Genomic DNA, 23,969 nt, shown 5'->3' on the forward strand with positions numbered 1-23,969 from the left:
CCGCCGCGAAAGCCGCGGCAAACGACAGACGGCGGCCCGGGCCGGACCGGCGGAGCGATTGGCAATTTAATCTGCCTGGCACTTATCCGATAATGGTTCGAATACAGACGAGCAGGCGAAGACATGCCAGGCAAGCGATCAAGCGTCACAGACCACCAAAACGGCTTCACCCTGCTGGAGTTGCTGATCGTCATGGCCTTGCTGGCCGTCGTGCTGGCGCTGGCGGTGCCCGCCTATCAGAGCACCATCGCCACCAATTCCATCCTGTCGGAAAGCAACAATCTTTACGGCGACATCCTGTTCATCCGCAACGAGGCGATCAAGCGCGGCCAGGTGGTGCTGCTCTGCCCGTCCAGCAACGGCAACAGCTGCAATACCTCGGTCAGCAACAACACCAACTGGGCCACCGGCTGGCTGGCGCTGGTGGCGGCCAACAACAGCTGCGGCGACAGCACCGGCACCATCCTGCGCCAGCAAAAGGCCTTCACCAGCGGCGACAGCGCCAGCTACAGCAATGCCGGCAACACCACGCTGTGCTTCAACCGCATGGGCTACGTGCCATCCGGCAATGTCGGCATGGTCAGCTTCAACACCCCCGGCAATATCGCCGCCAACCGCCGCTGCGTGGTGCTGGCGGCGGTCGGCCATCCGCAGATACTGTCCAGCGGGCAGACCGACACCACCGGACAATACTCATGCCCTTGAGCCGCGCACTCCGCCAAACCGGCTTCAGCATGCTGGAAGTGCTGGTGGCGCTGGTGGTGATTTCGCTAGGCCTGCTCGGCGTCGCCGGCATGCAAGCCGCCGCCATCAACAACACCTCGATCGCGCGCACCCGCAGCCTGGGCTCCATCGCCGCCGAAAGCATGGCCGCCGCGATGCACGCCAACACCGCTTACTGGGGCGCTCTCTCCAACGCCGCCAGCAACACTTGGTCGGTCAACGCCAGCGGCGTCAGCGGTTCGCCCAGCCTGAGCCAGACCGTGGACTGTTCGGCGTCAGGCACCAGTTGCAACTCCGCCAACCTCGCCAGCTACGACACCACCCAGTGGGGCAGCGGCACGCTGGCGGCGCTTCCCGGCGGCAGCGGCCAGATCGCCTGCACCTCCACAGCGCCGATCGCCTGCACCATCACGGTTTCATGGCTGGAAAAGAAGAGCGCGGTCAATGCCGCCTCGGTCGCGTCCGGCACCGTCAGCCAGAACTACCAGATGGTGGTGGAGCCGTGAAACGGCCGGCGCGGCAAGCAGGCAGCGGACTGATAGAGGTGATGGTGGCGATCACCATCGGCCTGTTTCTGCTGAGCATGCTGATCATCATCTTCAGCTCCACCGAACTGACGGAAAACAATGAAAACGGCCTGGCGCAGCTGCAGGACAACCAGCGCACGGCGATGACCATCATCAACTCCATCGTCCAGTCCGCCGGCTATTACCCCAGCCCGCAGTCGCAGACCGCCGCCGCCGCGCTGCCGGCGGCAGGCGTCTTCGCCGCCGGCCAGTCGATAGCCGGCACCGCCGGCCCGCCGGACACGCTGAGCATACGCTTCGCCACCGCGCCCAACGACAGCGTGCTCAATTGCAACGGCAACGGCAACAGCGGCAGCGCCAACCAGGTGTATGTCAATCTGTTCGCCATCAACAGCGGCAATCAGCTCACCTGCTCGGTCAACGGCGGCAGCGCGCAAGTGCTGGTGGACGGCGTGAGCAACATCAGCGTGCTGTACGGTGTGGACGGCAGCGGCAACGGTTCGGTCAACCATTACTACAACGCCGCCGGGCTGCCGGCGGGCGCGACCGTGCGCTCGGTCAGGGTGACGCTGACCATGGTCAATCCGCTGGCCGCCAAGCCCGGCCAGCCGGCCAGCGTGACCATGTCCTGGCTGATAGGACTGATGAACCAGCTATGAACCCCGCCGCCCATCCCGCCACGGCCAGAAACGGACAGTCCGGCTTCACGCTGATAGCCGCGCTGATGATACTGATCGTCATCACCATCATCGGACTGTCGATGATGCGCAGCGTCGGCCTGCAGGGACGGATGGCCGGCAATATGCGCGAGAAGGGCCGCGCCTTCGAAGCCGCGCAATCGGCGCTGCAATACGCCGAGTGGTGGCTGCAGGGCAATGCCGGCACCCAAACCGTGGTCAGTTGCAGCGGCGCGATCAATTCGCCGCAGATCTGCAGCAATGCGCTGGCCGCGCCGACCACGCTGCCATGGAGCACCGGCTACAGTTATACCCCGCCATACCTGACCCTGCCGGTCAACGGCGTCTCCGGCGGCAGCCAAACCTTCTACCAGGCACCGCAGCTTTACATCCAGTATCTGGGCCTCAACGCCACCGGCAATGGTGCCATTTACCAGCTCACCGCGCTGGGCTATGGCGGCAACGCCTATTCCGTAGTGGTACTGCAAAGCACGTACACCTTGTATTCCGGCGTCTCCAATCTGGGGAAATGACCATGAAAACTCCCTTCCGCGCATCGCCCCCCCCGCTCACCGTCTGGCTGATGGCGGCTCTCTGGCCAGCTATTGGACAGGCGGTGACGGTGGGCGACAACTTCACCGGCGGCAGCGCGCAGCTGAACTGGCTGGTGTTCGGCGGCGCCTGCATGACGGCGGGCAACGGCGCCGGCAGCATCCCGGCCTGCGGCAGCAAGGACCCCAGCGGCAACACTCAGATCGGCGGCTACGGCGGCTCCCTGCCCGACGCTTCAGGCAACGGCGCGCTGCGGCTGACCAACAGCGCCGGCAGCCAGTCCGGCGCCATCATCTACAACAGCCTGTTCCCATCCAACAGCGGCCTGCAGGCCACCTTCACCAGCTACACCTATGCCGGCGACTCCGGCGGCTCGGCGGGCGACGGCGCCGACGGCATGAGCTTCTTTCTGCTCACCGCCATTCCCAGCGCCGTCGGCTCGTTCGGCGGCAGCCTGGGCTACAGCTGCTCCAACGTCAACTCGCCGTACAACGGCATCATCGGCGGCTATCTTGGCTTGGGCATGGACGAGTACGGCAACTTCCCCAACGGCGGCTACTCCAACGACAACACATCCTCTGGCCCCGGAGCCAAGCCACAGAACATCTCGCTGCGCGGCGCCGGTTCGGTGGCGGCCAGCACGCTGGCCAGCCAGTTCGGCGGCAGCTTCAGCGCGTCGGCGGTGCAAAACGTGTGCCGCAACGGCAGCTACGGTGGACACAGCGTGATGAACTACCAGTTCATCAACATCCCCGGCACCAGCAGCGGCGTCTACCAGTTGCCGAGCACTCAGCCGATGGCGGCGGAGTCGGCCGCCACCCGCGGCCAGGCGGTGCCCATCAGCTACAAGCTGAAGATCACCACCGGTAATCTGCTCAGCCTTTGGTACAGCTACAACAACGGCGCCTACGTGCCGGTGATCAACAACTACGACATCAACAACACCGCGGTCAGCGGCCCGCTACCCAGCCAGATCACCTTCGGCTTCGCCGGCTCCACTGGCGGCAGCCGCAATGTGCACGAGCTGACATGCTTCCAGGTGCAGCCATCCACCCAGTCGGCCAGCTCCAGCGGCCTCAACAGCCAGCAGACCAGCCTGATCAAGACCGGCACCCAGCAGTACGTCGCCAGCTACCACTCCGACAACTGGTGGGGCGAGGTGGCGTCCTACGCGCTGCTGGGCAACAGCGGCACCGGCCAGGTGACCGTCTCCGCCACCGCGACCTGGGACGCATCCTGCGTACTGACCGGCGGCAGCTGCAGCGCCACCGGCGCCAGCAATATGAGCGCGCAGACCAGTCGCGCCATCCTCAGCTGGAACGGCAGCCAGGGCATTCCCTTCCAATGGGCCAGCCTGTCGTCGACCCAGCAAACCGTGCTGAACGCCGACGGCAATGGCTCGGCGCGGGTGTCCTATCTCAGGGGCGCGCGCAGCAATGAAGTCACCACTCTGGGCACCGGCCTGTTCCGCGACCGCGACAGCGTGCTGGGCGACGTGGTCAACAGCAGCCCGATCTGGGTGGGCGCGCCGCAGAACAGCTATGCCGACGTCTGGAGCGACAAGTTGTACCCCGGCAGCTCTCCGGCGGAAAACGCCAGCGGCGCCCAGGCCTACAGCAATTACAAATCCGGCAACCAGACCCGCGCCGACATCATCTACAACGGCAGCAACGACGGCATGCTGCACGGCTACCGCAGCGGCGCCAACGACTCCAGCGGCAATTACTCCACCGCCGCCACCCCCAACGACGGCCAGGAGGTCATCGCCTATGTGCCCGCCGCCGCGCAAGCCAACACCCTGCAGTACAGCAACCCCACCTATGCCCACCAGTACTTCGTCGACGCCACCCCGGCCGCCGACGACCTGTTCTACAACAACGCCTGGCACACCTGGCTGATAGGCGGACTGGGAGCCGGCGGCCAAGCGCTGTTCATGCTGGACATCAGCAATCCGGCCAACTTCGCCGAAACCAACGCCGCCAGCCTGGTGATCAAGGAAATCAGCAATGCCACGCTCAGCTGCGTCAACAAGAGCACTTGCGGCAACGATCTGGGCTACACCTTCGGCACGCCGGTGATCACCCGCTTCCACAACGGCCAATGGGGCGCCGTCTTCGGCAACGGCTACAACAGCAGCAACGGCCATGCGGCGCTCTTCATCATGCTGGCGGGCAGCAGCGGCACGCCCAGCTTCTACGAGCTGGACACCGGCAGCGGACAGTCCAACGACCCATCGGGCGGCGGCAACAAGAACGGCATCTACTACGCCACCACGGTGGATCTCGACGGCGACGGCACCGCCGACTACGTCTATGCCGGCGACCTGTTCGGCAACGTCTGGCGCTTCGACCTCACCAGCAACACCCCCGGCAACTGGAGCGTTTCCCAATACGGCAGCGGCGCCGCAGCGCCGCTGTTCACCAGCCAGTACACCTACTGCACCAACACCCAGGTCAACAACGGCACCTGTACCCGCAGCCTGCAGCCGATCACCAGCAAGATGCTGGTGTCGGCCATTCCCACCGGCAACGCCAGCCCGCGCGTGCTGGTGGCCTTCGGCACCGGCCAGAAAATCCCCTTCACTACCTCGTCCGCCGACATCTACGCCGGCGGCACCCAAAGCCTTTACGGTGTCTGGGACTGGGACCTGTCCGGCTGGAACACCCTGGTCGGCCAGTCGGCCTACTACAGCCAGGCCGCGCCCTCCGGCGGCAAGACGCTGCGCCCGAGCAATCTGACCGCCCAGACCGTCACCGCCTCCTACAACTCCACGCTCAGCAGCGTGCAGGGCTACCGCTCGCTGTCCAGCAACACCGTCTGCTGGCAGGGCAACAGCGCCTGCGGCACCAACAACAGCTACGGCTGGAAGCTCAACTTGCCGTCCAGCGGCGAGCAGGTGGTGTACAACCCGGTCAACGAACTGGGCACCTTCACCGTCAACACCTCGATTCCGCCCAACAACAATGCCTCGTCCTGCACCGTGGCCTCCGCCACCAGCTTCTCGATGTCGCTCAACATGAAAACCGGCGGCGCCACCGCATCGTCGTTCTACGCCAACGACCAGGGCAACTTCAGCGGCATCAGCGGCAGCGTGATCAACGGCATTGCCATCAATATGGCGGGCAGCCCCAATGTGGTCAGCTACCAAAACAACTTTTTCGCCATCGGCAGCAGCACCAACGGCGGCCCCATCGCCACGCCGCCGCAGATCAACCCGGCCGCCTTCGACCTGCACACCCGGCTGAACTGGATAGAACTGCGCTGACAAGCGCCAAGGAAAACATCACGATGCATAGCAGTCGCAAAGCAAACGGCTTCACCATGCTGGAACTGGTGATCGCGCTGGCGGTATTGTCCATCCTGGTGGCCATCGCCTTGCCGTCCTACCGCACCTTCATCCTGCAGTCCAACCGCACCTCGGCCAAGACCGCGCTGCAGGATCTGGCCACGCGCGAGGAAAGCTACTATTCGCTGCAGAACACCTACGCCAGCCAGCTGATCACGCTGGGTTACGGCAGCGGCACCGTCTACGTGCCGGGCAACGGCAGCAATTACTACGCGCTGGCCATCTCCAGCGCCAGCTCCACCGCCTTCGTCCTCACCGCCACGCCCCAGGGCCAGCAGGCGCAGGACAGCTGCCAGACCTACCAGCTGGACAATCTGGGCAACCAGACCAATCTAAGCGCCAGCGGCGGCATACTCGGCATCAGCGGTTGCTGGTAGCGCGCGCCCGCCCCGAAACGGAAAAAGCGCCCAAGGGGCGCTTTTTCATTCAGCCGGCTGCCGCGCGGCAGCCGTCTGTCGCAGACTTAGTCAGCCAGCAGGCGCTTGACCACGTCGACATAGCCTTGCATCGCGTCATCGGCGGATTGGCCCTTCAGCTTTTCCCAGGCGTCGAACTTGGCGCGGTTGATGAAATCCATCATGCCCGGGCGCTCGCCGCTGGCGTCGCCTTCGGTCGCCTGCTTGAACAGCGCGTACAGCTGCAGCAGGGTCTGGTTGTCCGGGCGCTCGGACAGGGTTTTGACATCGGCCTGAGCTTGGGTGAAAAGCGTCTGCAGATCAGACATGACTGTATCCTTTGTTGAAAACCGGGATGGTTGTCCACCCCTGATGATGTTAGCCCCCCCGGCATGCGCCGGAACGACCGCCAATTTATCACGAAGCGCCCTCAATGCGACAGTGCCGGCGACAGCGCAGCGGGCTCAGGCTGCGGCTCTATCCGTATCCGCTTGTAGCTCTTAACCGGCACGCCGTCCTTCAAGGCCGGCTGGTAGCTGGCGGCGCCGAACACCGGACCGATGGCGTCGGCCAGCCGGGCAGGCGCCGCGCCCTCGAAACGCACGCCATCCACCCGGCCGGTTTCGCTGATGAACACCAGCACCAGCACCGACGCCGGCGGATGGCCGTCCAGCTCGACATCCGGCAGCACGATGGCGCTGCGCTCCTGCGCCAGGCGGTCAAGCTCGCGGGCAGGATAATAGATATCCGCCCCCAGGCGCATCCGGTCGCCGGCATCCGGCTGCGGCGGAGCGTCGACCGGCGCGGAGGCCGCCGCGCTCCCGCCCGGAATCCCGGCGGCAACCGCCGCCGTGGGCGGGGGTGCCGGCTCCGACGCAATGGACAGACGCACCGTCAAGCCGCCCGCTTCGCCAGCCGGCTGTCCCGGCCGCAAGGGCAGCCACCACAAAGCGCCATGCAGCAGCAAGGACAGCCACAAGGCCAACAGCCAGCGCTCCGTCACGGTCCAGGGCCGGAGTTTCATCAAGCGATCCCCTTGGGCGCGGCCAGGCAAAAAAATCGGGCCAGGTTCCTCCTGTCCCGACTTCCGCTTACTTGGCTTTCAGCAGCTCTTCGATGTCGCTGCCGTCGATCGCGCCCGGCACCAGCCTGCCGTTGGCGAACACCAGCGCCGGCGTGCCTGTGACGCCCAGCTTCTCGCCCAGCGCCTGGATCTTGTCCAGCGCGCTGGTATCGCAATTATCCGCGCCGGTCAGCGGCTTGCCGTCGCGCATGAAGGCGGTCCAGACCGCTGGCTTGTCGCTGGAACACCAGATCTGCTTGGACTTGCGCATCGCGTCCGGGTGCAACTGGGTCAGCGGATAGAGGAAGGTGTAGATGGTGACGTTGTCGATGTCCTTCAGGCTTTCGCGCTCAAGCTTCTTGCAGTACGGGCAATCCGGATCAGTGAAGACCGCCATCTTGCGCTCGCCCTTGCCGCGCACGTCCTTGAACGCGTACTGGAACGGCAGCGAATTGAAGTCCACCTTGGACAGTTCGGCCATCCTCTTCTCGGTCAGGCTTTCCTTGGTCTTGGTGTCGATCAGGTCGCCGACGAACAGGTAGCTGGCGTCGCTGTTGGTGTACACCACCTGCTTGCCGTCCACCACCAGCTCGTAGATGCCCTTGACCGGCGTGGCGCTGACACTCTTCACCTGCTTGCCCGGAAAGTGTTCCGCGAAGGCCTTCTTCACGTCGTCGAGGTTGCCGCCGGCGGCCTGAGAGCAGGCGGCCAGCGACATCAGCATCGCGCTGGCCAGCGCCAGCGACTTCAATCTTGTCTTCATCAAGTGTCCTTTGAGGATCAGTATCCAATCGCCTGCCTGGCGAACCGCCGCTTCAGTGGCGAACAGCAGTTGGTCAGGGACAGGCCGGTATTGCGCAGCCATGGCAGGCCGGGCAGTTTGGCATGGAACAGCCGGTACAGGCTGTCACAGCCGATTTGCATCGTAGTGACCGCTTCGCGGCGTTGGCGCTGGTAGCGGCGCAGCAGCATCCAGTCGCCGCAGTCGGGCGCCGCTTGCAGCAGGGCCGCCAGCTGCGCCGCGTCCTGAAAGCCCAGGTTGACCCCCTGGCCGGCCAGCGGATGGACGGTATGGGCGGCATCGCCCACCAGTGCCACTCTTTCCGCCACCACGGCTTCGGGCTGGACCAGCCGCAGCGGAAAGGCCGCGGCAGCCGTCAGGGTGGCGAACGCGCCCAACTGATGGCCGCCGGCGGCGGCTACCTTGTCGGCCAGCGCTTCGGGCGGCAGCTCCAGCAAAGATTGCGGATCAGATGTGGACCAGACCATGGAGATTCGGTTCCCCGCCATCGGCAGCCAGGCCAGAATACTGTCGCCGGTGAACCATTGCCGCGCCACCTGGCCATGCGGCTTCTCGCAGGTGAAGTTGGCCACCACTCCGCTCTGGCCGTATGGCTTGACGCTGGCGGCAAGGCCCAGCTGGCCGCGCACCCAGGAGTTGGCGCCGTCGGCGCCCACCAGCAGCTCGGCGCTCAGCAGCCGGCCATCGTCCAAGACCAGCCGCGCCTCGGAAGCGGTGGTGCTCAACGATTGCGCCTGGCAGTCGCCGATGCAATCGACTTCGCTGTCGGCCAGTTGCCGCCACAGCGCCGCCTGCAACCAACGGTTTTCCACGATCCAGGCCAGCGCGTCGGCATCGGCGTCGCGCGCGGAAAATTCGATTCGTCCGCCGGCGTCGCCGCAGACATCCATCGCGGCGATGATGCCTATCCGTTCCATGCCAGGCCAGGCACCCATGCCTTCCAGGAAACGGCGGTTGGCCGGACTCACCGCATAAATGCGCGCGTCCCAGCCCTGCTCCAATTCGTTACATTGCGCCGGGCGCGGCTCCAGCAGGGCCACCCGCTTGCCGGCGCGCGACAAGGCCAGCGCCAGGCTGGCGCCCACCAGGCCGCCGCCGACTATGATTGCGTGGTATTGACTGTCTCGCATCCGTTTATCCTTGCACGCCGAACACCAGATGGCCGGCAAATGCGCGGCGCAGCGGCGGTATCACGTCCAGCGCGGTCATGCCCAGGCCGCGCAAGGTGTTCAGCAAGGGATGGTGGCCGTCAAACAGCTTGATCAGGCCATGGGTGAAGCCCACCACCACGTGGCTGTCCAGCTTGCGGGCGGCGGCGTAACGCTTCAGCGCCGCCGGATCGCCGGCGTCGGCCGCGCCCTCCAGCGCGCGTGCGAGGCCCACGGCGTCGCGCAGCCCCAGGTTCAGGCCTTGCGCCGCAACCGGGTGCATGGTCTGGGCGGCGTTGCCTATCAGCACCACCCGGCCGCTGGCCACCTTGTTGAGCTGCCGCAGCGCCAGCGGAAAACTGGCGCGCGGACCGATGCCCAATATGCGGCCTTGGCGCTCGCCGAAGGCTTGCTGCAATTCAGCGCGCAATCCGGCCTCGTCGCCGCCCACCAGCTTTGCCGCATCGCCCTGGCTGCGCGTCCATACCAGCATGTAGCCCTCGCCGTGCGGCAGCAATGCGAATGGTCCGCTGTCGGCGAAGCGCTCATAGGCCACGCCCTTGGCCGGCAGCTCGGTCTCTATCTCGGCCAGTACCGCACACTGGTGGTAATCATGCTCCAGGCGGCGGACGCAGGGCAGCGTTTCCGCCAGCGCGCCGCCTTCGGCCAGCACCAGCAGCCGGCCGGTCAACAGCCGCGCGCCGTCCGGCGTCTCCACTTCGGCGCAGGCGTATTCGCTCAGGCTCTTCACCGATGTCACCCGACTTTGCCACAGCACCTGCACCCCGGCCCGGTCCAGCACCTCGGCCAGGCTTGCCACCAGCGCCGGGTAGTCCACCACCACGCCCAGATGCGGCAGCTGCAGATCCTCCTTGTCCAGCCGGGTGCGGCCGCAGCTGCCCTGCTGCGACACGTGCACCGTGTCGATCACCGTTGCCGGCAGCGCGTCCGGCCAGGCGCCGGCTTCGGCCAGTTGCTCGCGGCTGTGCCAGGACAGCGCCAGCGCGCGGGCGTCGCGCACCGCGGCGTCGCGCGCGCGCGCCTCCACCAGCAGCACACTGCGGCCCTGCCGCGCCAGCCGCAGCGCCGCCAGCGCGCCAACCGGGCCGCCGCCGACGATCAACACATCGGCGTGTTCGCTCGTTCTCGCTTGCATATTCTCAATCTCCGCGCATCAGCGCCTCGATCTCGTCGATCTGTTTAGGCACTGCTGCGGTATACACTTCATTGCCATCCGCCGTCACCAGCACATCGTCCTCGATGCGGATGCCGATGTTGTGGAAGGCCTCCGGCACGCCGGGCGCCGGGCGGATGTACAGGCCCGGCTCCACCGTGGTGCACATTCCGGGCTGGTAGCCGCGCCACTGGCCGTGCAGCTTGCGCTGGCCGACGTCGTGCACGTCCAGCCCTATCATGTGGCCGATGCCGTGCATGTAGAACTGGCGGTAGCTGCCGGATTCGATCACGCCGTCCACGCTGCCACTCAGCAAGCCCAGGTCCAGCATGCCCTGCGCCAGCACCTTGAGCGCCGCCTCGCCTGGCGCGTTCCACAACGCGCCGGGACGCACCGCGGCGATGCCGGCCAACTCCGCCGCCAGCACCACCTGGTAGACGTCGCGCTGCGCCGCGCTGAAGCGGCCGCCCACCGGGAAGGTTCGGGTGATGTCGCCGGCGTAGCCTTCGAGCTCGCAGCCGGCGTCTATCAGCAGCAGCTCGCCATCGTTGAGGCGAGCGTTGTTGGCGGCGTAATGCAAGGTACAAGCATTGGCGCCGCCGGCGACGATGCTCTCATAGGCCGGATAGCGCGCGCCGCGGCGGATGAAGGCGCGCAGAATCTCCGCCTCCACCTCGTATTCGAACATGCCGGGCCGGACCGCCTGCATCGCCTTGATGTGGCCGACGGCGGAGATGTCCCCGGCACGGCGCAACAAGGCGATCTCGGCTTCGTCCTTGACCATGCGCATCTCGTCCAGCAAGGCGCGCAAGTCCCCATAATGCGCAGGCGCGCGCGCGCCGCTGCGGGAACGCTGGCGCACGCTGTCCAGCCAGCGATTGACGCGGCGGTCGAAGGCCTCGTCGTGGCCCAACGGCCACCACAGCTGATTGCTGTCGGCCAGCAGGTCCGGAATCCGCTCGGCCATCTCGTCCAGCGGATAAGCCTCGTCGAAACCGAACGCCTCGCGCGCGCCATCCGGCCCGTGGCGGAAGCCGTCCCAGATTTCCATAGCGGGATTCTTGGCGCGGCAGAACAGGACCGACTTGCCGCTGCGGCCATCCAGCAGCAGCACCGCTTCCGGCTCGATGAAACCGGTCAGGTAGAGGAAGTAGCTGTCGGCGCGGTAAGGATAGTGGCTGTCGGCATTGCGCACCGCTTCCGGCGCGGTGGACAGCAGCGCCACACCGTCGCCCATGATGGACAACAGGCGGTTGCGGCGCTCTGCGTGCGGCTGATACATGTTCGGCTTTCCCCGGCGGACCTTGCGCGGCAGTGGCAAAAACGCCAGTTTACACCCTGGCAGGCAAGCCCCCAAGCCTGCCGCGCCAATGCGCAAGGACGACGGCATGAAAAAACCCGGCTTGGCCGGGTTTGGGGTGCCTGCGCCGGATGGCTGCGCGATGGCGCGCTTATTCGTCCAGCACCGCGGAAGTGTAGACATCCTGCACGTCGTCCAGATCCTCCAGCGCGTCCAGCAGCTTCTGCATGCGGGCCGCGTCTTCGCCGGAGAGCTCGGTGTCGTTCTCGGCGCGCATGGTCACCTCGCCCATTTCGGCCTTGAAGCCCTTGGCCTCCAGCGTCGCCTTGATGTCGGTGAATTCGTACGGCCCGGTGATCACTTCGATGGAACCGTCGTCGCTGCCGACCACATCGTCGGCGCCGGCTTCCAGCGCCGCTTCCATCAGCGCGTCTTCGTCCACCCCCGGCGCGAACACCAGGTAGCCGCAATGCTTGAACTGGAAGGACACGCAACCGTCGGTGCCCATATTGCCGCCGTACTTGGAGAAGGCGTGGCGCACGTCGGCGACGGTGCGGGTCTTGTTGTCGGTCAGGCAATCCACCATCACCGCCGCGCCGGCGATGCCGTAGCCTTCGTAGCGGCACTCGACGTAATCGACGCCTTCCAACTGGCCGGTGCCGCGTTTGACCGCGTTCTCGATATTGTCCTTGGGCATGGACTCGGCCTTGGCCTTTTCCACCGCCAGGCGCAAGCGCGGGTTCATGTTGACATCGCCGCCGCCCATCTTGGCGGCAACGGTGATTTCCTTGATCAGGCGGGTGAAGATCTTGCCACGTTTGGCATCCTGGCGACCCTTGCGGTGCTGGATGTTAGCCCATTTACTGTGACCTGCCATATTTGCCTCTGTCTGTTATCTGGTTCCGACGAACCCAATCGTCCAAAAATCGCGGTATTTTAGCAGAAAGCCGGCACCGTCTACGAATATCGGCGCCGCTACTTCGCCTGCAGCATTTTCAGCATCATCTCGAAACCGGCGCGGTACATCTGCTCGATCGCCGGCACCATCATCGGCAGCGTCAGGTAGAAAGCGCCGAAGCCCACCATGATGGTCAGGGGAAAGCCGAAAGAGAAGATGTTGAACTGCGGCGCCGCCCGCGTCATCACCCCGATGGCCAGGTTGGTGATCAGCAACGCCCCTATCACCGGCATCGCCAGCCACACGCCCCACTCCACCAGGTGCGTTCCCCACAGCGCCAGCGCCTTGATCCCGACCGCCGGCATCGACATGCCTATCGGCAGCACGCGGAAGCTTTCCACCAGCGTCTGCAGCACCACATGATGGCCATCGAAGGACAGGAACAGGAAAAAGGTGAACAGCGACAGCATCTGCGACAGCACCGGCACCTGGGCCGCGTGGACCGGGTCGAAGAACATCGCGAAACCCAGGCCGGTCTGCGCGCCGATGATGAATCCCGTCAGCTCCACCGCACTGATCACGATGCGCATCACGAAACCCATCGCCAAGCCGATCAACAGCTGTTGCAACAGGATGGCGATGCCGGCGGCGGAAACCAGCGGCACCGTCGGCAACGGCGGCAGCATCGGCGCGATCATCACGGTCAGAATCAGCGCAAAACCGACTTTGAAGCTGCGCGGCACGCCGCGGTAGGCGAACAGCGGCTCGGCCAGGAACAGGCCGATGATGCGGGCGAAGGGCCAGACGAAAGCCCCTACCAGCGCGTTGATCTGCACATCGCTTATCGTCAGCATCAGCCGATCACGTTGGGTATGCTCTGAAACAGGCGGGTGGTGTATTCGATCAGCGTATTGAGCATCCACGGCCCGGCCAGCACCAGCACCAGGAACATCGACAATAGCTTGGGGATGAAGGTGAGCGTCATCTCGTTGATCTGGGTGGCCGCCTGCAGGATGCTGACCAGCAGGCCCACCAGCAAGGATGTCAGCAGCACCGGCGCCGACACGATGATCAGGATGTACAAGGCGTTCTGCACGATGCTGATGATGAGTTCCGGCGTCATGTCGTTTCCTCCTGTTCCGGCTCGCGCCAGCCGCCTTTGGCCAGCAGCCAATTATCCAGCGCCACGCCCTGGCGATCGATGCGATTCGCGCGCAGCAGCTGGTAGCCCGCCCGCTCGAACACCGGCCGCGCAGCATGGCTGGCCCAGGCATGGAGGGCCGTCACGCCGTGTGCCGCGGCCTTCGATTCCAGTTCGGCCAGCATGCGGCCGGCCACGCCCTGCCGCCCGGCCCAGGGGGCGACGAACAGCATGTCGAATTGGCCATCGAAACTCAACCAGGCGAAGCCCGCCAGCCGGCCATCGCCGGCCACGGCCTTGCAGGCCCAGGAGCCGCCCAGCCGGCGCGCCCAGCTCTGCTCCCGCTCGTCGGTCCATCGCTCAAGCGGCACCCAGGCGCGGCACTGCTCCGCCGTATAGCATGCGCCGGCCAGGCCATGCACGCTGGCGCCGAACAGATGGTAGCAAGCGGGCAAATCGGCTGGGGTCAATTGTCGCAAGTCCATCGCTACCCCGTGTAGAAGCTCTGCACCAGCGAGCCCATCAGCAGCGTCCAACCGTCCACCAGCACAAACAGCATCATCTTGAACGGCAGCGAAATGGTGACTGGGGACACCATCATCATGCCCATCGCCATCAATATGCTGGCGACCACCAGGTCGATGATCATGAAGGGGATGAAGATCATGAAGCCGATCTGGAAAGCGGTTTTCAGTTCGCTGATGGCGAAGGCCGGCACCAGCGTCTTCATCGACACCTCTTCCTTGGTCTGCGGCTTCGGCGATTGCGAAATCTCTATGAAGAAGGCCAGGTCCTTTTCCCGCGTCTGCCGCAGCATGAAGGCCTTCATCGGCTTGCTGGCTTCGTCCAGCGCCTGGTTCATGCTGATCTTGTCGTCGGAGAACGGCACCCAGGCCTTGGCGTAGACCTGATCGAAAGTGGGACCCATCACGAATAGCGTCAGGAACAGCGCCAGGCCAACGATGACCTGGTTGGGCGGCGACTGAGTGGTGCCCAGCGCCTGGCGCAGCAGCGACAGCACGATCACGATGCGGGTGAAGGCTGTCATCATCAGCAGCATCGCCGGAATAAAGCCCAGCGCCGTCATGAACAACAGCATCTGCAGGCTGAGCGAGTAATTCTGCCCGCCGCCCTCGCCCGGCGTGCTGGTCATCAGCGGCAAGCCGATGGCGGCATCCGCCAGCAAGGGAAACAGCAAAGCCCCGCTGGACAACAGGGCGATAACGGTAGCTTTTTTCATCACGTGTCCTGCCGCCCCCGCAGCGGACGGCCTTTCTCCAGCGCCGCCTTCAGCCAGCGGGCGAATGGGTCGGCCGGCTCGGCAGGCGGCTGATCCGCCCCTTCAGGCCGCGGCATCTTGCTCAACAGGTTGACCTGGCTGGGCGTCACGCCCAGCACCAGCCACTCGCCCTCCAGCTCGACGATGACCACCCTCTCCTTCTGCCCGACCATGGTTCCGCCCACCACCCGCAGACGCCCCGCGGCTCCCATCACGCCGCCGGACAGCCGCTTGAACAGCCAGGCGACGCCGACGATGGCGCCCAGCACCACCGCCAGGCCCAGGATCACCTGCACCAGGCTGACAAAGGGGGAGGGAGCGGCCGCCGGCGCGACGGCCGGCGCCGCCATCAGCGGCGCCGATGCCAGAAAACAAAATGCGCCCCGCAGCGCCAGGCGCACTTTCGATGCTTGTGCCATGTCCATTATTTCTGCAAACGGCGGATGCGCTCGGCCGGGGTGATGATGTCGGTCAGGCGGATGCCGAACTTGTCGTTGACCACCACTACTTCGCCCTGGGCGATCAGGCAGCCGTTGACCAGCACGTCCATCGGCTCGCCGGCCATGCCGTCCAGCTCCACCACCGACCCCTGGGCCAGCTGCAGCAGGTTGCGGATGGCGATCTTGGTCCGGCCCAGCTCCACCGTCAGCTGTACCGGGATGTCCAGGATCATGTCCAGATTGGGCGGCCCGCCGGCGATGGCCACGCCCGCGCCTATCTCCTGGAACAGGTTCTGCGCCGGCACGGCCTCCTCGGCCGGAGGCGGCGCGTCGGCGACCTCCTGCTCGGCCATCGCCGCCGCCCAGTCGTCCATCGAGACTTCTTCTTCCGCGCCCGCGGCGCCGGCCTGCTGTTCTTCTTCGCTCATTGCTCTTTATCCCCCGGCGACTCCATGAACTCATTGGCGCCCGCCAGTATCTTTTCCACTTTCAACGCATAACGGCCCTGCACGGTACCATAGCTGGCCTCGAACACCGGAATGCCGGACACATCGGCCTCCACCAGTTCGGGGATTTCTATCATCACCACATCGCCGTTCTTCAAATTCAGGATCTGCCCCAGCGTCACCTTGGTATGCGCCAGGCTGGCCACCAGCTCCACCTCCGCCGCCTGCACTTGATGGGTCATCAGGTTGACCCAGCGGTTGTCGACTTCGGTGCGGTCGGCCTGCATGGTGCTGGACAGCAGGTCGCGGATCGGCTCCACCATCGAATACGGCAGGCAGATGTGGAAATCGCCGCCGCCCGCGCCCAGCTCGATATGGAAGGTCATCGCCACCACCACTTCGGTAGGGGTGGCGATGTTGGCGAACTGGGTGTTCATCTCCGAGCGCAGATAGACGAACTCGATCGGATGCACCGGCTCCCAGGCCTTCTGGCATTCGGTGAACACCACCTCCAGCAGCCGATGAATGATGCGCTGCTCGGTGGGCGTGAAATCGCGCCCCTCCACCCGCACATGATAGCGGCCGTCGCTGCCGAACAAATTATCCACGATCAGGAAAACCAGATCGGGATCGAAAATCAGCAGGCCGGTGCCGCGCAATGGCTTGACATGCACCAGGTTGAGGTTGGTGGGAACCACCAGGTTGCGGATGAATTCGCTGTACTTCTGCACCCGCACCGGCCCCACCGAAATTTCGGCGTTGCGGCGCAGGAAATTGAACAGGCCGATGCGCAGATTGCGCGCAAAACGCTCGTTGATGATCTCAAGGGTCGGCATCCGTCCGCGGACGATGCGCTCCTGCCGACCAATATCATAGCCTCGGACACCCTGGGCATCCTGGCCGCCATCATCATCTTCGTCCTCCCCGGAGACGCCTCGTAATAGCGCGTCTACCTCTTCCTGGGACAGGATATCGTCGCCCATGGCGCTTATTGCTTCTGAATGATGAAGGAAGTGAAGAGTACGCTATCCACGACGGGTTCGTCACCCGAATCCATGGACTCGTTGATGATCTGCTTGACCTGGGCCTTCAGCTTGACCTTGCCTTCGGCAGTGCTGACCTCGGTCGCACTCTTGGAGGACAGCAGCAGGATGACGGCGCTGCGGATCTTGGGGCCGTAATCGGTGAATTTCTTCTTGGCGTCCTCGTCGGCCAGCTCGGCCTGCATGTCGACCTGCAGCAGGCTGCCGTCGTTGCCGGCCAGATTCACCACGAAGGTATCCATCTTCTCGAAAATAGGCGGACCTTCATGCTTCTTCTTCGGCTTTTCCTTGACCTGTTCGGCCTGGGCGCCGGCCGGCGCCTTGCTCATGCTGGTGAACATATAGGCAGCCAAAGCGCCCACCGCGGCCAAAACCAGAATCAGCAGCACAATGACTATCATCATCAGCTTGTTGCCGCCTCCGCCTGGTTTTTTTTCCGCCTTTTCCGCCTTTTTATCATCCGACATAAGTTATGACCTGTTCTTTATGGAGTGCCTAGTGAAATCTTAAACGATTTCCTCGCCATATTTTCCAGTTTTCTCGACCGGCTGAACAGGGTCAATATCAAATCAGGTCAGGCAAATATGCTGAGTATGCCGCGCGCGGCCTTGATGGCGCTCAGCGCGTCCACGCCGTCCACCTCTCCCACCACCGGCTCCGACCGGCCTTTTTTCTGCTGATAAGCCTGCTGTTGCTGGCCGGATTGGCCGCTAGAAACCTGCGAATCGGTCAACTGGATGCCGCTGGACGACAGCATCGAACGCAGCTGGTGCATATTGTTTTCCAGCGCCTCGCGCGTGGCCGGCACGGCGGCGGTGAACAATACCTGAGCCTGGTCGGTGCCATTCATCTTGAGCGTGATCTCGATCGGCCCCATCTGCGGCGGGTTCAGCTGGATCTGGGCCTTGTCGGCCTTCATGTTGACCATGGTCAGCATCTGCTCGCCCAGCGCCTTGCCCCAGGCAGGGTCATTCAGCGTCTGCGGCAGGGTCAGCACCGGCATATTGGCGCTGGACTGCGCATTGGCCGGCTGCTGCTGTTGCAACTGCTGCAGCGGCAAGAATTGCACGGCGTTCGGATCGGGGTCCGGCAATTTTTGCTGGTTGCTTTGCCAGTTGAACAGCGGCTTGGCCTGCACCATGGCGCTCAGATCGGGCTTGCTGGACACCTGTTGCGCCAACAGGTCCTGGCTGGGCGTCTTCGGATCGACCGGCTGCGGTTGCTGCTGCAGGCTGGCCTGCATGGCGGCCAGCAGAGGCATCGCCGCCGCGGCCTGGGCGTCGCCGCCGGCATCATCGTCCTTGGCGGCAGGCTTGTCGCTGACGGGTTTGGCGTCTCCGCCATCTCCCGTGCCGGGCAACATCGACCCAATCGCAGTCATCTGGATGCCCAGCAGGCTGGCGAACAGATCGCTGCCCGCTCCGCTGCCGGCGCTTCCGGTCGCGCCGCCGCCCGCGCCGGGGGAGGCCGCGGATGCGGCATTAGTCACTGGCGTGTTTACCGTGATGGTCATGATGAAGCCTCGACTGAGTGTAACGTCGCTATAAAAGCAAGTAGCGTGCCAACTCAGGCGTCTTCGTCGTGGGTGCGGTCCCAGAATTGGCGGGTGGCGAATTCATCGGTCTGCTTCTGCTGCCGCCGGGCTTCCGTTTGCGCCTCGCGCTCCTGCTCGCGCTGCAACAGCTTTTCATAGGCCTTGAATTTTTTGTACTCCATCTGCCAGGCCTGACGCTCCATGACGAAGCGCTGGGTGCTGCGATCCAGATCCAGCTGCTGCTGAAGCATCGCCTCGTCCAGCCGGGACAAGAAACGCTGGAAGTCCTGATACTGGATGATGGACATGCCCTTGCCGCCGCCCCCCAGCAAACGCTGGCGGTATTCGTTGCGGAAGGCGTCCAGTTGCTCAAGCCGCGCCTGCGACTCGTTCAACCGGCTCTGCGCCAGGCTCATCCGCTCCGCCGCCGCCTGCTGGCGCTCATCGGCCAGATGAATCAGCAGCTGGTACTTGCCGGACATGGCTTAGCGCCTCAAGCCAGCACGCTCGCCAGCTGCGCGCAGCAGGACGCGTAGTCGTGCGATTCGTGCATAGGCTGGGTCAGGAAGCTGACCATCGGCAGCTGGCGGCGCATCGCGTCGTCCAGCACCGGGTCGGAGCCGGCGACATAGGCGCCGACGCTGATCAGATCGCGATTGCGCTGATAGCGGGAGTACAGTTGCTTGAAGTGGCGCGCCAGGTCCATCTGCTGCTGCGGCACCACATCCACCATTACCCGGCTGATGGATTGCTCGATGTCGATGGCTGGGTAGTGGCCGGATTCGGCCAGATCGCGCGACAGCACGAAGTGGCCGTCGAGAATCGCGCGCGCCGAGTCGGCGATCGGATCCTGCTGGTCATCGCCCTCGGACAGCACGGTATAGAAGCCGGTAATCGAGCCGCCGCCCTCCTCGCCATTGCCGGCGCGCTCTATCAATTGCGGCAAGCGGGCGAACACCGATGGCGGATAGCCCTTGGTCACCGGCGGCTCGCCGATGGCCAGCGCGATCTCGCGCTGCGCCATCGCGTAACGGGTGACCGAGTCCATCAGCAACAGCACATCCTTGCCCTGGGCGCGGAAGTACTCGGCCAGCGCCGTGGCATAGGCCGCGCCATGCAGACGCATCAGCGGCGGCATGTCGGCCGGCGCCGCCACCACTACCGAACGGGCGCGGCCCTCCTCCCCCAGGATGTTCTCGATGAAGTCCTTCACCTCGCGGCCCCGTTCGCCTATCAGTCCCACCACCACCACATCGGCCTTGGTGAAGCGCGCCATCATGCCGAGCAGGACCGACTTGCCGACGCCGGAGCCGGCGAACAGGCCCAGGCGCTGGCCGCGACCCACCGTCAACAGACCGTTGATCGCGCGCACGCCTACGTCCAGCACATCGTGCACCGGAGTGCGGTCAAGGGGATTGATGGGCTGGCTGTACAAGGGGAACCAGGCATCGGGATGGACCGGGCCCAGGCCATCCAGCGGACGCCCCAGCGAATCCAACACCCGCCCCAGCAAACCTAGCCCCACCGGCACCTGCCGTCCGATGGCGCCATTGGCGCGCACCTGGCCGCCATGGTAGCCGTACTCGGGAGGGGTGGCGGTGGACAGAGGAGAAACCGGCGTGCCGGGCAACAAGCCATGTACATTGGTAAGCGGCATCAGGAACACCTTGTCGCCGGAAAAACCCACCACTTCCGCCTCCACCACCTCATCGCCGGACAACGCCACCTGGCAGGCGCTGCCAACCGGCAGCTTGATGCCGACCGCCTCCATGACCATGCCAGTGACGCGCACCAACTTGCCGCAAGGCTGCCACAGCGAGGCGGATGCCGCCGACTCGGCGCAGGCCGCCAGCCAGCCGCGCTGGCGCTCAATCAGGCTGCCGCTCATCGCCCGCCTCCAGGCCCAACGCCCGGCTCAAGGCCGCCAGGCGCGTGGGAAGCGTCATGTCCAGGCGGACCGACGCGGTATCGATGATGCAGCCGCCACGGGCCATGTTCGGGTCTTCCATCCACTGCCACGCGGTTTCCGGGGTTTCCTGCTGCAGGAATTCGCGCGCGGCGGCCAGGTCGGCGGGATTGACCCGCAGACGGGCATTGCCCAGCGTGGACGGCAACTCGGCCAACACGGACTGCAACAATGGCAGCAGCGCCTGGTCGTCCCGCTGCAAGCGCTGCTGCAGCAGTTTTTGCGCCAGCTGCCAGGCCAGCTGCAACACGCCCCCGGCCAGCTCCCGCTCCACCCGCTTCAGTTCGCCGGCAAACTCGCCGCCCATGTGGTCAAGCGCCCGCCAGGCTTCTTCCAGCCTGGGCAATTGCTCGGCCCGCACCTCGGCCATGCCCTGTTCGCGCCCTGCCTGCAACCCTTGCTCGAAGCCTTCGGCGCGGCCCGCCTCCAAGCCGGCGTCGTGGCCGGTCTGCCAGGCCTCCTGGTGGATGGCCTCCAGTTCGGCGGCGGTCGGATACCCCAAACCGGGAATGTCCTCCTCTTCCGCCGGCGCATCCGCCGAGACCACCTCGGCCAGCGGTTGAGCCGCCTCCGCTTCAGCCTGAGCCACTTTCTCCGCCAGGCTGACGCCGGGGCGGCGCAACTGGCTCATCGACACCAACTGCGCCGGCGACAGCACCTGGGTGAAGCCGTCGAGGGACTCGGGACTCCAGGTAGTCCAGCTTTCCAGCTCTTCGCCGGGAATGATGGGATTGTTACTCGATGAGGCCTTCATCTCCGCCCTTGCTGCCTAGCACGATCTGGCCGTCGTCGGCTAGCTTGCGCACCACCTTGAGGATTTCCTTCTGCTCGGCCTCCACTTCGGACAGCTTGACCGGCCCCTTGGACTCCAGATCGTCGCGCAGCATTTCCGCCGCGCGCTGCGACATATTGCGGAAGATCTTTTCCTTCAGATCGGTGCTGGTGCCCTTGAGCGCAATCACCAGCGAGTCGGACTGCACTTCGCGCAGGATGGTCTGGATCGAGCGGTCGTCGATATCGAGGATGTTCTCGAACACGAACATCTTGTCCTGAATGCGCTGCGCCAATTCCGGATCGTATTCGCGGATGAAACTGAGGGCCGAAGCCTCGACATTGCCGCCCATGAAATTGAGGATTTCGGCGGTCAGGCCCACGCCGCCGGACGCGCTCTTCTTGATGCGGTCGGAGCCGGACAACAGCTGGGTCAGCACGTCGTTCAGCTCGCGCAGCGCCTGCGGCTGCACCCCCTCCAGCGTGGCGGTGCGGATCAGCACCTCGTTGCGCATCCGCTCCGGGAAAAACGACAGGATGGAACTGGACAGGTCCGGCTCCAGATGCACCAGGATGGTGGCGATGATCTGCGGGTGCTCGTGGCGGATCAGGTCGGCGGCGGACGACGGGTCCATCCACTTCAGGCTCTCGATGCCGCTGTGATCGTTGCCCTGCATGATCTTGTCCAGCAGGTTGGCCGCCTTGTCCGGACCCAGCGCCTCGATCAGCACGTTGCGCAGGTATTCGTCCGAGGCGCCGATGCTGGCGCGGGCGTTGCATTCATTGCGGAAATCCGCCACCACATCGTCGATCTGCTCATAACTGAGGTTGTTGATCGCCGCCATCGCCAGGGAAATCTTCTGCACCTCCTTGGGTCCCAGATACTTGAACACCTCGACCGCTTCATTCTGGCCGAGACTGAACAGCAGCACCGCGCTCTTGCGCACTCCGTTTTCACTCATCGGCGGTTATCCATTCCTTGATGATCTGGGCGGCCATGCGCGGATCGGATTTCACCAATTCGCGCACCGCTTCCAGATTACTACTGTATTGGCGCCGCTGCACTTCGCGCGGATCGTCGGAGGAACCGGGAACCGAGCCGGAACCGGCGCCGGCGCCAGCCGCGCCCATTTCGCCCTCTTCCCCGGCCACGCCCAGCAGCCTGCCGCCGGCCGCGGCACCGGCCGCGCCCTCCATCCCGCCACCAGCGGCAGACGCCGGCTTGACCAGATCGCGCATGATAGGACGGACCACGCCGAACAGCAGGTACAGCACAGCGATGGCCAACAGGCCATACTTGACCAGATTGGTGCCGTTGTCCGACACGTAATCCACCACCCGGTCCTGCATCGTCACCGGCTGGGCATTGTCGGCGAAGGCCGCGTTCACCACGTTCAGCGTGTCGCCGCGCGGAGCGTTGTAGCCCATCGCCTCCTTGACCAGATTGTTGATCTGCTGCACCTCCTGCGGCGTCAGGGGCGTCGGCTTCATCTCCCCGCTTTTGTCCGGCATGCGACGATAGTTCACCACCACGGCAGCCGACAAGCGCTTCACCACGCCGGTCGGCACCTTGGTGTGCTGGATGGTCTTGTCTACCTCGTAATTGGTGGTGATGTCGCGCTGCAGCGTGCCGCTCGGACTGACGCTCTGGCCGGACAGGTTGGCCGTGCCCGGTGCCGCGGCCGGCGGCAATGTAATGGGGGCGGAGGCGGCCGACGGCGGTTGGTTGGACAGCGCGCCCGGCACCCCGGAAGGCTGGGCCGCGCCATTGGCCAGCTTCTCGCTGATCTGTTGGCTGCGGGTGGCCGAGGGATTGGGACTGGAGTTGGGACGGTAGGTCTCGGAAGTCTGCTCAGTCTCGGAGAAGTCGACATTGGCCGTCACCTGCGCGCGGGCGTTGCCGTGGCCAAAGATAGGCTCGAGGATGTCCTCGATCCGCTTGACATAGCCATCCTCAATCTGGCGCACGAAGCCGAGCTGGCGCTGATCCAACCCGGAATTCTCGTCGGGGCCCATCTGTTTGGACAGCAGATTGCCGTCCTGATCGACGATGGTAACGTTCTTCACCGGCAAGTTGGGCACCGAGCTGGACACCAGATGCAGGATGCCGGCCACCTGGCCGCCATCCAGCAGCCGGCCGGGATACAGCTGCAGCATCACCGAGGCGGTGGGTGCCTGCTGGTCGCGGACGAATACGCTCTGCTTGGGCGTGGCGATATGCACCCGGGCGCTCTGCACCGACGATACCGACTCGATGGTGCGCGCCAGCTCGCCTTCGATGGAGCGTTGATAATTGACCTGCTCGGCGAACTGGCTGATGCCGAACTTCTGGTTGTCCATCAGCTCGAAGCCGACGCCGCTGGCCTTGGGCAAGCCCTGGGCCGCCAGCTTGAGGCGCACGTCGTACACCTTGTCCGAGGGCACCGAAATCACACCGCCATCAGTAAGCTGGTAAGGAATGTTCATTTGCTGCAGCGCAGCCGTCACTTGGCCGCCGTCGCGGTCGGCCAAATTGGAGAACAAGACTTTATAAGAAGGCGTGCGGTTAAGCGCCACGGCACCGACGATCACGGCGAAAAGCGCGGCGATCGCGGTTAGAAAGAGGATTTTTTTGTTGTTCGGGAAGGCCTTGAAACGATCGCCCGCTTCGTTCAATCGAGCCCGCCAAACCGGAGTTGCGTTTTCTTCTGCCAGATCAGCCATACGGTGGTTTTTGGTTTAGGTCCACCGCTGCCCGTCCGTGA

The 23,969-nt window shown here is 64.6% G+C and carries 27 protein-coding genes; 6 read left to right on the plus strand and 21 right to left on the minus strand.

What is annotated here, in order from left to right; genetic code table 11:
* The first annotated feature begins 123 nt into the window (after positions 1-123).
* The 6 genes from BI344_RS16780 to BI344_RS16805 are packed head-to-tail and all read left to right on the plus strand — an operon-like array spanning position 124 to position 6,202.
* A complete protein-coding gene (locus BI344_RS16780; RefSeq protein WP_071114008.1) occupies positions 124-705 on the plus strand; it encodes a GspH/FimT family pseudopilin in 582 nt (193 codons plus the stop codon).
* Positions 702-1,229 (plus strand): type IV pilus modification protein PilV, encoded by a 528-nt coding sequence (pilV, locus tag BI344_RS16785; RefSeq protein ID WP_206600418.1) that lies wholly within the window; start codon positions 702-704, stop codon positions 1,227-1,229. The genes BI344_RS16780 and pilV overlap by 4 nt, the downstream gene beginning before the upstream one ends.
* Positions 1,226-1,909 (plus strand): PilW family protein, encoded by a 684-nt coding sequence (locus BI344_RS16790; RefSeq protein WP_071114010.1) that lies wholly within the window; start codon positions 1,226-1,228, stop codon positions 1,907-1,909. Before pilV ends, BI344_RS16790 begins: the two co-directional genes overlap by 4 nt.
* Positions 1,906-2,460: a pilus assembly PilX family protein gene (locus tag BI344_RS16795; protein WP_071114011.1), complete on the plus strand. Its 555-nt coding sequence runs from the start codon at positions 1,906-1,908 to the stop codon at positions 2,458-2,460. The genes BI344_RS16790 and BI344_RS16795 overlap by 4 nt, the downstream gene beginning before the upstream one ends.
* Positions 2,461-2,462: 2 nt before the next feature.
* On the plus strand, positions 2,463-5,744 hold the full coding sequence (locus BI344_RS16800; protein WP_083370272.1) for a pilus assembly protein: 3,282 nt from the start codon (positions 2,463-2,465) through the stop codon (positions 5,742-5,744).
* A 23-nt stretch (positions 5,745-5,767) separates the two neighbouring features.
* Positions 5,768-6,202: a type IV pilin protein gene (locus BI344_RS16805; RefSeq protein ID WP_071114013.1), complete on the plus strand. Its 435-nt coding sequence runs from the start codon at positions 5,768-5,770 to the stop codon at positions 6,200-6,202.
* A gap of 86 nt (positions 6,203-6,288) precedes the next feature.
* Here BI344_RS16805 and BI344_RS16810 read toward each other — a convergent pair whose 3' ends face one another.
* The 21 genes from BI344_RS16810 to fliF all read right to left on the minus strand — a co-directional run bounded on the left by BI344_RS16810 (position 6,289) and on the right by fliF (position 23,928).
* Positions 6,289-6,549, minus strand: a complete 261-nt coding sequence (locus tag BI344_RS16810; protein ID WP_071114014.1) for an acyl-CoA-binding protein — start codon at positions 6,547-6,549, stop codon at positions 6,289-6,291.
* A gap of 101 nt (positions 6,550-6,650) precedes the next feature.
* Positions 6,651-7,244 carry a hypothetical protein gene (locus tag BI344_RS16815; protein ID WP_139167061.1) on the minus strand — a complete coding sequence of 198 codons (594 nt, stop codon included), beginning with the start codon at positions 7,242-7,244 and terminating at the stop codon, positions 6,651-6,653.
* 67 nt (positions 7,245-7,311) lie between these two features.
* Positions 7,312-8,046 carry a DsbC family protein gene (locus tag BI344_RS16820; RefSeq protein ID WP_071114016.1) on the minus strand — a complete coding sequence of 245 codons (735 nt, stop codon included), beginning with the start codon at positions 8,044-8,046 and terminating at the stop codon, positions 7,312-7,314.
* Positions 8,047-8,063: 17 nt separating this feature from the next.
* The gene (locus BI344_RS16825) at positions 8,064-9,215 is read right to left on the minus strand and encodes a UbiH/UbiF family hydroxylase (RefSeq protein ID WP_071114017.1); all 1,152 of its coding nucleotides are present in this window, start codon (positions 9,213-9,215) and stop codon (positions 8,064-8,066) included.
* Positions 9,216-9,219: 4 nt separating this feature from the next.
* Entirely contained in the window at positions 9,220-10,389 is a 1,170-nt protein-coding gene (locus BI344_RS16830; protein WP_071114018.1) for an FAD-dependent oxidoreductase, read from the minus strand.
* Positions 10,390-10,393: 4 nt separating this feature from the next.
* The gene (gene pepP / locus BI344_RS16835; RefSeq protein WP_071114019.1) at positions 10,394-11,689 is read right to left on the minus strand and encodes a Xaa-Pro aminopeptidase; all 1,296 of its coding nucleotides are present in this window, start codon (positions 11,687-11,689) and stop codon (positions 10,394-10,396) included.
* Between the two features lie 169 nt (positions 11,690-11,858).
* A complete protein-coding gene (locus BI344_RS16840) occupies positions 11,859-12,584 on the minus strand; it encodes a YebC/PmpR family DNA-binding transcriptional regulator (protein WP_071114020.1) in 726 nt (241 codons plus the stop codon).
* A 98-nt stretch (positions 12,585-12,682) separates the two neighbouring features.
* Positions 12,683-13,459 carry a flagellar biosynthetic protein FliR gene (gene fliR, locus BI344_RS16845; protein ID WP_071114021.1) on the minus strand — a complete coding sequence of 259 codons (777 nt, stop codon included), beginning with the start codon at positions 13,457-13,459 and terminating at the stop codon, positions 12,683-12,685.
* Positions 13,459-13,728, minus strand: a complete 270-nt coding sequence (gene fliQ, locus BI344_RS16850) for a flagellar biosynthesis protein FliQ (RefSeq protein WP_071114022.1) — start codon at positions 13,726-13,728, stop codon at positions 13,459-13,461. Before fliQ ends, fliR begins: the two co-directional genes overlap by 1 nt.
* Positions 13,725-14,216, minus strand: coding sequence for a GNAT family N-acetyltransferase (locus BI344_RS16855; protein ID WP_239690934.1), 492 nt, complete (start codon positions 14,214-14,216; stop codon positions 13,725-13,727). The genes fliQ and BI344_RS16855 overlap by 4 nt, the downstream gene beginning before the upstream one ends.
* A gap of 17 nt (positions 14,217-14,233) precedes the next feature.
* Positions 14,234-14,986 carry a flagellar type III secretion system pore protein FliP gene (fliP, locus tag BI344_RS16860; RefSeq protein WP_071114024.1) on the minus strand — a complete coding sequence of 251 codons (753 nt, stop codon included), beginning with the start codon at positions 14,984-14,986 and terminating at the stop codon, positions 14,234-14,236.
* Positions 14,986-15,444 carry a flagellar biosynthetic protein FliO gene (fliO, locus tag BI344_RS16865; RefSeq protein ID WP_239690933.1) on the minus strand — a complete coding sequence of 153 codons (459 nt, stop codon included), beginning with the start codon at positions 15,442-15,444 and terminating at the stop codon, positions 14,986-14,988. Before fliO ends, fliP begins: the two co-directional genes overlap by 1 nt.
* A gap of 5 nt (positions 15,445-15,449) precedes the next feature.
* Positions 15,450-15,893, minus strand: a complete 444-nt coding sequence (fliN, locus tag BI344_RS16870; RefSeq protein ID WP_071114025.1) for a flagellar motor switch protein FliN — start codon at positions 15,891-15,893, stop codon at positions 15,450-15,452.
* Positions 15,890-16,894: a flagellar motor switch protein FliM gene (gene fliM / locus BI344_RS16875; protein WP_071114026.1), complete on the minus strand. Its 1,005-nt coding sequence runs from the start codon at positions 16,892-16,894 to the stop codon at positions 15,890-15,892. Before fliM ends, fliN begins: the two co-directional genes overlap by 4 nt.
* A 5-nt stretch (positions 16,895-16,899) precedes the next feature.
* Positions 16,900-17,358, minus strand: a complete 459-nt coding sequence (locus tag BI344_RS16880) for a flagellar basal body-associated FliL family protein (RefSeq protein ID WP_239690932.1) — start codon at positions 17,356-17,358, stop codon at positions 16,900-16,902.
* 170 nt (positions 17,359-17,528) lie between these two features.
* On the minus strand, positions 17,529-18,467 hold the full coding sequence (locus BI344_RS16885) for a flagellar hook-length control protein FliK (protein WP_071114028.1): 939 nt from the start codon (positions 18,465-18,467) through the stop codon (positions 17,529-17,531).
* A 53-nt stretch (positions 18,468-18,520) separates the two neighbouring features.
* Positions 18,521-18,970 (minus strand): flagellar export protein FliJ, encoded by a 450-nt coding sequence (gene fliJ / locus BI344_RS16890; protein ID WP_071114029.1) that lies wholly within the window; start codon positions 18,968-18,970, stop codon positions 18,521-18,523.
* 11 nt (positions 18,971-18,981) lie between these two features.
* Positions 18,982-20,376 carry a flagellar protein export ATPase FliI gene (gene fliI / locus BI344_RS16895; protein ID WP_071114030.1) on the minus strand — a complete coding sequence of 465 codons (1,395 nt, stop codon included), beginning with the start codon at positions 20,374-20,376 and terminating at the stop codon, positions 18,982-18,984.
* Positions 20,357-21,208 (minus strand): flagellar assembly protein FliH, encoded by an 852-nt coding sequence (locus BI344_RS16900; protein ID WP_071114031.1) that lies wholly within the window; start codon positions 21,206-21,208, stop codon positions 20,357-20,359. The genes fliI and BI344_RS16900 overlap by 20 nt, the downstream gene beginning before the upstream one ends.
* Positions 21,189-22,187 carry a flagellar motor switch protein FliG gene (fliG, locus tag BI344_RS16905; protein ID WP_071114032.1) on the minus strand — a complete coding sequence of 333 codons (999 nt, stop codon included), beginning with the start codon at positions 22,185-22,187 and terminating at the stop codon, positions 21,189-21,191. Before fliG ends, BI344_RS16900 begins: the two co-directional genes overlap by 20 nt.
* Complete coding sequence (fliF, locus tag BI344_RS16910) at positions 22,180-23,928, minus strand: flagellar basal-body MS-ring/collar protein FliF (RefSeq protein ID WP_071114033.1); 1,749 nt, start codon at positions 23,926-23,928, stop codon at positions 22,180-22,182. The genes fliG and fliF overlap by 8 nt, the downstream gene beginning before the upstream one ends.
* Positions 23,929-23,969 lie beyond the last annotated feature (41 nt).

Source organism: Chromobacterium sphagni, from assembly GCF_001855555.1.
In the GTDB taxonomy this organism is placed as follows: Bacteria; Pseudomonadota; Gammaproteobacteria; order Burkholderiales; family Chromobacteriaceae; genus Chromobacterium; species Chromobacterium sphagni.

Excerpts from the sequence above, each read along its gene's own strand:
- fliN (WP_071114025.1), bottom strand. The coding sequence starts at position 15,893 with ATGAGCGAAGAAGAACAGCAGGCCGGCGCCGCGGGCGCGGAAGAAGAA.
- fliJ (WP_071114029.1), bottom strand. The coding sequence starts at position 18,970 with ATGTCCGGCAAGTACCAGCTGCTGATTCATCTGGCCGATGAGCGCCAG.
- fliG (WP_071114032.1), bottom strand. The coding sequence starts at position 22,187 with ATGAGTGAAAACGGAGTGCGCAAGAGCGCGGTGCTGCTGTTCAGTCTC.
- BI344_RS16885 (WP_071114028.1), bottom strand. The coding sequence starts at position 18,467 with ATGACCATCACGGTAAACACGCCAGTGACTAATGCCGCATCCGCGGCC.
- BI344_RS16880 (WP_239690932.1), bottom strand. The coding sequence starts at position 17,358 with ATGATGATAGTCATTGTGCTGCTGATTCTGGTTTTGGCCGCGGTGGGC.
- BI344_RS16815 (WP_139167061.1), bottom strand. The coding sequence starts at position 7,244 with ATGAAACTCCGGCCCTGGACCGTGACGGAGCGCTGGCTGTTGGCCTTG.
- BI344_RS16840 (WP_071114020.1), bottom strand. The coding sequence starts at position 12,584 with ATGGCAGGTCACAGTAAATGGGCTAACATCCAGCACCGCAAGGGTCGC.
- BI344_RS16900 (WP_071114031.1), bottom strand. The coding sequence starts at position 21,208 with ATGAAGGCCTCATCGAGTAACAATCCCATCATTCCCGGCGAAGAGCTG.
- fliF (WP_071114033.1), bottom strand. The coding sequence starts at position 23,928 with ATGGCTGATCTGGCAGAAGAAAACGCAACTCCGGTTTGGCGGGCTCGA.
- fliR (WP_071114021.1), bottom strand. The coding sequence starts at position 13,459 with ATGCTGACGATAAGCGATGTGCAGATCAACGCGCTGGTAGGGGCTTTC.
- fliQ (WP_071114022.1), bottom strand. The coding sequence starts at position 13,728 with ATGACGCCGGAACTCATCATCAGCATCGTGCAGAACGCCTTGTACATC.
- BI344_RS16825 (WP_071114017.1), bottom strand. The coding sequence starts at position 9,215 with ATGCGAGACAGTCAATACCACGCAATCATAGTCGGCGGCGGCCTGGTG.
- BI344_RS16810 (WP_071114014.1), bottom strand. The coding sequence starts at position 6,549 with ATGTCTGATCTGCAGACGCTTTTCACCCAAGCTCAGGCCGATGTCAAA.
- BI344_RS16805 (WP_071114013.1), top strand. The coding sequence starts at position 5,768 with ATGCATAGCAGTCGCAAAGCAAACGGCTTCACCATGCTGGAACTGGTG.
- BI344_RS16820 (WP_071114016.1), bottom strand. The coding sequence starts at position 8,046 with ATGAAGACAAGATTGAAGTCGCTGGCGCTGGCCAGCGCGATGCTGATG.
- BI344_RS16780 (WP_071114008.1), top strand. The coding sequence starts at position 124 with ATGCCAGGCAAGCGATCAAGCGTCACAGACCACCAAAACGGCTTCACC.
- fliO (WP_239690933.1), bottom strand. The coding sequence starts at position 15,444 with ATGGCACAAGCATCGAAAGTGCGCCTGGCGCTGCGGGGCGCATTTTGT.
- fliM (WP_071114026.1), bottom strand. The coding sequence starts at position 16,894 with ATGGGCGACGATATCCTGTCCCAGGAAGAGGTAGACGCGCTATTACGA.
- BI344_RS16795 (WP_071114011.1), top strand. The coding sequence starts at position 1,906 with ATGAACCCCGCCGCCCATCCCGCCACGGCCAGAAACGGACAGTCCGGC.
- BI344_RS16800 (WP_083370272.1), top strand. The coding sequence starts at position 2,463 with ATGAAAACTCCCTTCCGCGCATCGCCCCCCCCGCTCACCGTCTGGCTG.
- BI344_RS16830 (WP_071114018.1), bottom strand. The coding sequence starts at position 10,389 with ATGCAAGCGAGAACGAGCGAACACGCCGATGTGTTGATCGTCGGCGGC.
- fliP (WP_071114024.1), bottom strand. The coding sequence starts at position 14,986 with ATGAAAAAAGCTACCGTTATCGCCCTGTTGTCCAGCGGGGCTTTGCTG.
- fliI (WP_071114030.1), bottom strand. The coding sequence starts at position 20,376 with ATGAGCGGCAGCCTGATTGAGCGCCAGCGCGGCTGGCTGGCGGCCTGC.
- pepP (WP_071114019.1), bottom strand. The coding sequence starts at position 11,689 with ATGTATCAGCCGCACGCAGAGCGCCGCAACCGCCTGTTGTCCATCATG.